Source organism: Gordonia sp. GN26 (assembly GCF_054823965.1).
The window spans coordinates 1-7456 of record NZ_JSYC01000132.1; the positions used below are offsets into that span (position 1 = coordinate 1).

The window sequence follows — 7456 nt, forward strand, 5'->3', positions numbered from 1 at the left end:
TGCGACGAGCCGTATCGAAACCACCTGGTGACCTGAACAGACAACCGACCCAGCTATTTCACCCCCGCCGTCCGGCGGAGAATGACGGAGGTAGACGTGGAGCATCCGTGGGACCGCCGACTCGGCGTCTGGTGGATCGCTGAGGATCATCCCGACCAGCCGGCGATCGTGGCCTCCCCGAGCGGGCGCACGCTGACGTTCGGCGAGTTGACCGGGAGCGCCCATCGACTGGTACACGCCCTACGCGCGAACGGGTTGGGCGCCGGTGACATCGTCGCCTATGCGCTGCCCAATGACGTCGATCCGGTGATCTGGCAGCTGGCCTGCGCAGAGATGGGAATCCGTTATCTCGCACTGAATCCCGCGCTGTCGGCGGCCGAGTTCAGCGACATCCTCGAACACTCCGGCGCGGTGGCCGTGGCGGTCCATCCCGATTTCGCCGATCGGATGAGCGACGTCGGCGACACGGAGACCCTCGAGCTGGCGGTCGCCGTCGGCGGCGACATCCCGGGGTTCCTGCCGTACGAGGATCTGATCGCCGACCACCCGGACACCCTCCCGGCGGACCGGGTCCTCGGCGGTGCGATCTCCTATTCCTCGGGCACCACCGGTAAGCCCAAGGGTGTTCTGCGTCCACTTCCCGCGCTCGAACCGTCGGCGGCCGCGAACGCCATGTCCACTTTCGGCCGCGCGTTCCGGTTCCTGCCGTTCGACGGCGTCCACCTCGTGTCCACCGGGATGAATCACGGTGGCTGCCAGGGCTTCTATCTCGGCGCCCTGAACGTCGGCCAGGCATTGGCCATCGGGGCCAAGTTCGACCCCGAGGACACCCTGCGGATGATCGACGAGCATCGGGTGACCACGGCCTACATGGTGCCCACCCAGTTCGTCCGGTTGCTCCGCCTCCCCCAAGAGGTGCGCGACCGCTACGACCACTCGAGCCTGAAGGTCGTCGCCCACTCGGCCGCGCCGTGTCCGCTCGAGGTCAAGAAGCAGATGTTCGAGTGGTGGGGCCCGGTGATCTGGGAGACCTACGGCGGCATGGAGGGTGCGGCGACGATCGCCAAACCCCATCGCTGGCTGGAGAAGCCGGGCACGGTCGGTCGCGCGGTCGCGGGCATGGCCGTACGCATCCTCGACGACGACGGCAACGAACTCCCGGCCGGCGAGATCGGCAACGTCTACCTGGAGTCGGCGACCTCGACCTTCGAGTACCGCGGCGACCCGGAGACCACCAGGTCGGCTTTCCGCGGCCGGTCGTTCACCATCGGCGACATCGGCTATCTCGACGACGACGGCTACCTGTTCATCTGCGACCGGGCCAAGGACATGATCATCAGCGGCGGGGTGAACATCTACCCCGCGGAGATCGAGGGAGTGCTGTCGGCCCATCCCGCAGTCGCCGACGTCGCGGTCATCGGCATCCCCGATCCCGAATGGGGCGAACAGGTCAAAGCATTGGTGGTGACGGCGGATTCGGCGACCACCACCGATGACCTCGGCGCCGAGCTCATCGAATGGTGCAAGGACCGGCTCGCCCGCTACAAGTGCCCGCGCAGCGTCGAGTTCCGGGACACCCTGCCTCGCACCGAGACCGGGAAGATCCTCAAACGCACCCTCCGCGACGAGTTCTGGACCGCGAGCGGCCGGCACGTCTGACGGCACACCAGCACCACGAAAGGAACCCACTCCACATGACCGACACGTCCACCGCGGCACCCCCGGCGTCCTCCGACGCCTCGCCGGGCGCCGTACCGATCGTCGACTACCTCGTCCTCGGCGACCATCCCCACCTCATCGCGCACGAGTGCACGAAGTGTTCGGCGCGGTACTTCGACCACCGGAACGCCTGCGCATCGTGCTTCGGGACCGAGTTCGCCGACGTCGCCGTCCCGACCACGGGGACCCTGCGCACCTACACGATCGTGTCCTTCGCAGCACCCGGTGTGCCGGTGCCGTTCGTCGCCGGCGTGATCGACTGTGGCGGAACGCACGTGCGGGGCAACGTCGTCAACACCGACCCGACGCCCGAGAACATCACCTTGGGCATGCCGTTGCGCCTGGCGACATACGTCGTCGGCACCGACGACAACGGCGTGGAGGCAACCGGTTTCGGATTCGAACCGGATACGTCCGGGAACGGGGAGGCGGTCTGATGGCGGAGAACGTGTGGATTCTCGGTATCTACATGACCAAGTTCGGCAAACACCTCGATCGCGACGTGGTCGATCTGGGCGCCGAGGCATCGCTGGCCGCGATCGCCGACGCCGGGATCACCATGTCGGACATCGACATGCTGGCGGCAGGCAACCTCATGGCACCGCCGGGCTTCGGTCAGGCGCTGCAGAAGCAGATCGGCCAGACCGGCATCCCCGTGTACAACGTCAGCAACGCGTGCGCGACCGGGGCCACCGCGCTGCGCACCGCGGTGATGGCCATCAAGGCCGGCGAGGCACGCTATGCCCTCGCGGTCGGCGTCGAGAAACTCGCCGGCGCGGGGCTCCTGGGCGGTCGGGCCAAACCGTCGCCAGGCAACGAATGGACACCTCAGGGCCGGTTCGGCGCAGTGACCGGCCTCGACGGACGCGTCGGTACCGAAGCGATGCCCGGCGTCTTCGCGCAGGTCGGGATGGAATACCTGCACGAAGTCGACTACACCGATGTCCCGCTCGACCTCTTCGCCCGCATCGCGGAGAAGAACCATGAGCATTCGACACTGAATCCGCTTGCGGCGTACACCAAGTCGATGTCGGCCGAGCAGATCAAGAACGACGTCATGATCGCCTACCCGAACACGCGGTCGATGTGTTCGGCGAACTGCGACGGCGCGGCCGCCGCCGTGCTGGTCAGCGACAGTGAGCTGGCAAAGCTGTCGCTCGAACAACGACGCCGCGCGGTCAAGATCTCGGCTTCGGTCCTGACCTCCGACCCCTGGCAGGAAGCCTGCCAGGTGTTGCCCGATGTCAACACCCTCACCCGCAATGCCGCGCAGAAGGCCTACGAGCTGGCCGGCATCGGCCCGTCGGATCTCGATCTGGTCGAGCTGCATGACTGTTTCGCCACCGCCGAACTCGTCCACTACGACAACCTCGGCCTGTGCGAACCCGGCAATGCGGTCGACTTCTTCGAGAGCGGTGCCACGTGGCGCACCGGCACGACCCCGGTCAACGTCTCCGGCGGCCTGGAATCGAAGGGACACCCGATCTCGGCCACCGGTATCGCCAACGTGTGGGAGGTCTGTCATCACCTGCGTGGCGAGGCCGGCGATCGCCAGATCGAGGGAGCACGAGTCGGTTTGGCGCATGTCATCGGTCTCGGTTCGGCCTGCGGAATCCACGTGCTGGAGCGATCCGCCGCCTGACCGGACTTCGACCGAAACTCCACTGCGGTCGGCTGACATGGTGTCTAATGAATCAAAAGAGTTAACCTTTTGATCGGAGGGCGGGAGCCACCATGTCAGCTCGACTCGCAGGAAAAGTAGCCTTCGTCACCGGTGTGGCGCGCGGTCAGGGCCGAAGCCACGCAGTGCGACTCGCCGAGGAAGGCGCCGACATCATCGGCGTCGACCTTCCCCGCCCGGTCGAGAACATGACCTATCCGCTCGCGTCGCAGGAAGACCTCGACGAGACAGTACGTCTGGTCGAGAAGACCGGACAGTCGATCGTCACGCGCGCAGCCGATGTCCGCGACCGCGCCGCCCTCGACGAGGCGGTCGCCGCGGGCATCGAGGCCTTCGGTCATCTCGACATCGTCGTGGCCAATGCCGGCGTGTGTCCGCTCGGCCAGACACCGCCGAACACCTTCCTCGACGTCGTCGACGTCAACCTCGTCGGCCTGATCAACACCTTCAACGCCGCCTATCCGCACCTGGGCGACGGAGCGTCGCTGATCGGCATCGGTTCGGTCGCCGGACTCGTCCCGGGCTCCGTCGACAACCCGGCGACCGGGCCCGGCGGCGCCGGCTACGGCCACTCGAAGCGAGCCATCGCCCAACTCGTGCACGACTTCTCAATCCTCGTCGCACCGCGCGGTATCCGCGTCAACGCGGTGCATCCGGCCAACTGCGACACCGACATGCTGCAGAACGACGCGATGTACCGGATGTTCCGTCCCGACCTGGAGTCCCCCACCAAGGACGATGCGTCCCTGTCCTTCCCGGTGATGAACGCCATCCCGGTGCCGTGGGTCGACCCGCTCGATGTCAGCAACGCAGTGGTGTACCTGGCCTCGGACGAGTCCCGCTATGTCACCGGCTCCCAGCTCAAGGTCGACGCGGGCGCGATCGCCAAGGCTGTTCCCCTCTGACCCTCACGGACGGGACAACCGAGACGGGGGCAGGCGAGGCGGGGACACCAGAAAGCGAGGGACCATGACCACACGGAACGCGCGCGGGACCGACGACGTCGCCGTCGATCCGGCGGACCGGCGATCGCCGAGATCGCACACCGGCGAGATCGCCTCGACCGTCGCGCAGGCCCTCGACCTCGCCGACGCCGGCCACGACGTGTTCATCGCGGCCCCGGCCAGCGCCGACGACCCGCGCGGGCTCTACGGCGGTCGCCTCACCGCGCAAGGGCTGCGCGCCGCGTCGCTCACCCTCCCCGACCATCGCCGGGCCCACTCGATGCATTGTTACTTCCTGGTCCCCGGCGACGCGACGAAGCCGATCACGTTCACGGTCACCCGAGAACGCGACGGTGGCCGGTACTCCGTACGACAAGTCGTCGCCAGTCAGGACGGGATCGACATCCTGCATCTCGCGGCGTCCTTCCAACGCGAACAGTCGGGCGCCGACTATCAGGCCGAGGACATGCCAGTCACGGTGTCCCCTGCCAAACTCGTCGCGGTCCCCCAGGATCCGCGCATGCTCGACCTCGACGTCCGCATCCCCGATGACGCCGACCAGTACCACCGCTGGCCGACACGTCTGTGGATTCGCATCACCGAACCCCTGGACCCCGACCCGACCAACCCCGACCCGAACCTCCACACGTGCGGCCTGGTGTTCATCTCCGACATGTGCACCGGACTGTCGAAGGCCCCGATGGTCAAGGAGGTCGGCATCCTGCCCAGCATCGACCACACCGTGTGGATACACCGGGAGTGCGACCCCAACCGGTGGATGCTGATGGACCTGTCTCCCGAGTCCACCTCCGGCGGCCGCGGTATGTACACCGGCCGGATCTACGACGAGGACGCGGTGTTGCTCGCGACCCTCGCCCAAGAGTCCTTGTTCCGAAACCGCGAGAAGCGCAACGGTTCCCACACGGGCAGCCGCAACGGCCACGCCAGCTGATCACCTCGCTCCCTGAGGTGCGAGGAGCGATAGCCGCCGGGCTGAGTAGCGACGAAGGAGCGTACCGAAGTCGACGAGCCACGAAGGGCTGGTTCCATAACCTCGCCAACCGTCGCACCGCTCGGACTGCGCGCCACGAGAATTCTCGTCCCCGTGAGAGACCTTCGAGGGCAATATGCCCTTGCGCACCCCTGAGGGGGACGAGTTTTCGCGCTTGGTCGAGAAACGACGACCCAACCGCACGCCCTGAGGTGCAATGACCGCAAGCGCGATTGCCACCGCTTCCCAAGGTGCGAGGACCGCAAGCACGACCGCCACCGCTCCCTGAGGTGCGAGGAGCGCAGCGACGAGCCACGAAGGGCTGGCGAGTTCAGCTCACCAGCCCTTCGTCACGCGTCCTCCGCAAGCTCCGGACGCTGCTCAGGGAGCGGAGGGAACGCCCCGCAAGCTCTGGGGGCTGCTCAGAGATCGGAGGCGGCGATCCGATCCATCTCGTGTCGCAGGATGCCGTCGCGGCTGTCGGCCGGCGGGTCGGGCAGCTCGACGGGGGCCGACCGGGTGGGCAGCAGGACGACCGCGGTGGCCGGCGAGGTGATGGCACCGCGCTGGTTCTCGCACCAGAGTTCGATGTCGACCTCGTTGCGTCCGTCGACCTGCCGCTTGTCGACGACCTGTCCCTTGAGCCACGTCGTGTCGCCCATGTAGTTGAAGCCGCGGTGCTGGACCGACAGCTTCCACAACCATCCGTCGTCACCGATCCAGTCGGTGAGCAGGTGCGTCAGCCACGTCTCCCGCATGGCGCCGTAGTCGTACGACGTCGGGATGCCCAGTTCACGTGCGCGGTCGGGTTCCCAGTGCAGACGCTGGACGGTGTCGGGGATGTTGAGCGCGTTCGGCGGGTACAAACCGGGGGCCTTCTTGCGGATCTTGTAGGCGTGCCCGAAGGCGCCGTTCGGTGTCAGCTGCATACCCCAGCCGACGTGCCACACGACGACGTCGGTCGTGACCAGCGGCCCCTTGACCTTCACCGGCAGCGGACCACCCACCTCGACGTCCTCCCAATACCTCGGCTCCGCACCCCGACGCTCCTCGGCCGCGTACGCCGCATCGATCTCGGCGAGCTGTTCGGGCGTGTACGGCTCGGGTTCGCGGACTTCCTTCTTGCGCTTCTTCGACGCCGTGCGTTCGGCGTTGATCCACGTTCCGCGGCGGATCACGCAGGGTTCACCGCGACCGTTGTCGTAGATGAAGGCCCGGGTCACGTGCGCCGAGCGGCCGCCGAACCTACTGGTCTTCGGCACCACGCCGACCTGGGAACGCAGGCAGTTCAAGCGATCTCCGAGGTGCAACGGCCGCCACCACTCGAACTCCATGACCGCCTGATACGACCCCAGCCCGGCGAACGGATCACCGCGGAACAACGCCTTGGTCTCGGCGTCGGGCTTCGGCGCGGCGTCCTCACCCATCGTGTAGTGGAAGGCCGGCGGCGCGATCATCCCACCCCAGCGGGTCGACGGACCGTAGTCGGGATCGCAGAAGAGCGGGTTGTCGTCACCATAGGCCTGCGCGAAATGCCGCACGCCGTCCCAGGTCACCTCATAGTTGTGGGGGGCGTGCGGAATGCGTTCGGGCACACCGTTCCGGAGTCGGCTGCGCTCGATCTTCTCGTCCGTGAGGACACCGAAACCGCTGTCGGTCACCGTCATGAACCACTCCGTTCGGTGGTGAGCGAGCGGCGGATCTCGATGAGCCGGTTGAGCCTTCGCTCACCCTCGGCGACCGCGGCATCGTCGCCCGACTTCTCGGACTCCTCGACGCGCGCACGTTCGGCCTCGATCTCCTCGTCGAGGAGAAGGCCTGCGCTGTCACGGGTCAGGAGGTCCTGATCGGTCCAGTCGGCCGCCGGGATCTGTTCGACGAGTTCGGGATCCTGCCGGTCGCCCATGGCCTCAGCCCTCGGTCCGCGGGAAGTTGAACAGCTTGCGGGCGTTGAGTTCCACCATCTTGTGGACCTCCTCGTCCGGCACGTTGCGCATGGACTCGGCCACCACCTTGCGACTGTTCGGCCAGTTGGAATCGGAATGCGGATAGTCGCATTCCCAGGTGATGTTGTCGATGCCGACCGCGTGCCGGTTGTCGATGCCGTGCTGGTCCTCGATG

8 protein-coding genes are annotated in these 7456 nt (G+C 66.8%); 5 read left to right on the plus strand and 3 right to left on the minus strand.

What is annotated here, in order from left to right; all coding sequences use genetic code 11:
• Positions 1 to 96 precede the first annotated feature (96 nt).
• The 5 genes from OK17_RS19790 to OK17_RS19810 all read left to right on the plus strand — a co-directional run bounded on the left by OK17_RS19790 (position 97) and on the right by OK17_RS19810 (position 5296).
• Positions 97 to 1659, plus strand: coding sequence for an AMP-binding protein (locus tag OK17_RS19790; RefSeq protein ID WP_461418476.1), 1563 nt, complete (start codon positions 97 to 99; stop codon positions 1657 to 1659).
• A 35-nt stretch (positions 1660 to 1694) separates the two neighbouring features.
• Positions 1695 to 2156 carry a Zn-ribbon domain-containing OB-fold protein gene (locus tag OK17_RS19795; RefSeq protein ID WP_461418477.1) on the plus strand — a complete coding sequence of 154 codons (462 nt, stop codon included), beginning with the start codon at positions 1695 to 1697 and terminating at the stop codon, positions 2154 to 2156.
• Positions 2156 to 3361, plus strand: coding sequence for a thiolase family protein (locus OK17_RS19800; RefSeq protein ID WP_232715435.1), 1206 nt, complete (start codon positions 2156 to 2158; stop codon positions 3359 to 3361). The genes OK17_RS19795 and OK17_RS19800 overlap by 1 nt, the downstream gene beginning before the upstream one ends.
• Positions 3362 to 3453: 92 nt before the next feature.
• Complete coding sequence (locus tag OK17_RS19805) at positions 3454 to 4305, plus strand: mycofactocin-coupled SDR family oxidoreductase (RefSeq protein ID WP_461418478.1); 852 nt, start codon at positions 3454 to 3456, stop codon at positions 4303 to 4305.
• Between the two features lie 64 nt (positions 4306 to 4369).
• Complete coding sequence (locus OK17_RS19810; protein WP_461418479.1) at positions 4370 to 5296, plus strand: acyl-CoA thioesterase; 927 nt, start codon at positions 4370 to 4372, stop codon at positions 5294 to 5296.
• Between the two features lie 461 nt (positions 5297 to 5757).
• Here the strand turns inward: OK17_RS19810 and OK17_RS19815 are convergent, their stop codons facing one another.
• The 3 genes from OK17_RS19815 to OK17_RS19825 all read right to left on the minus strand — a co-directional run.
• On the minus strand, positions 5758 to 7002 hold the full coding sequence (locus tag OK17_RS19815; RefSeq protein ID WP_461418480.1) for an FAS1-like dehydratase domain-containing protein: 1245 nt from the start codon (positions 7000 to 7002) through the stop codon (positions 5758 to 5760).
• A complete protein-coding gene (locus tag OK17_RS19820; protein ID WP_461418481.1) occupies positions 6999 to 7241 on the minus strand; it encodes a hypothetical protein in 243 nt (80 codons plus the stop codon). The genes OK17_RS19815 and OK17_RS19820 overlap by 4 nt, the downstream gene beginning before the upstream one ends.
• A 4-nt stretch (positions 7242 to 7245) precedes the next feature.
• Positions 7246 to 7456 (minus strand): amidohydrolase family protein (locus tag OK17_RS19825; protein ID WP_461418482.1); only part of this gene is annotated, 211 nt, incomplete at its 5' end.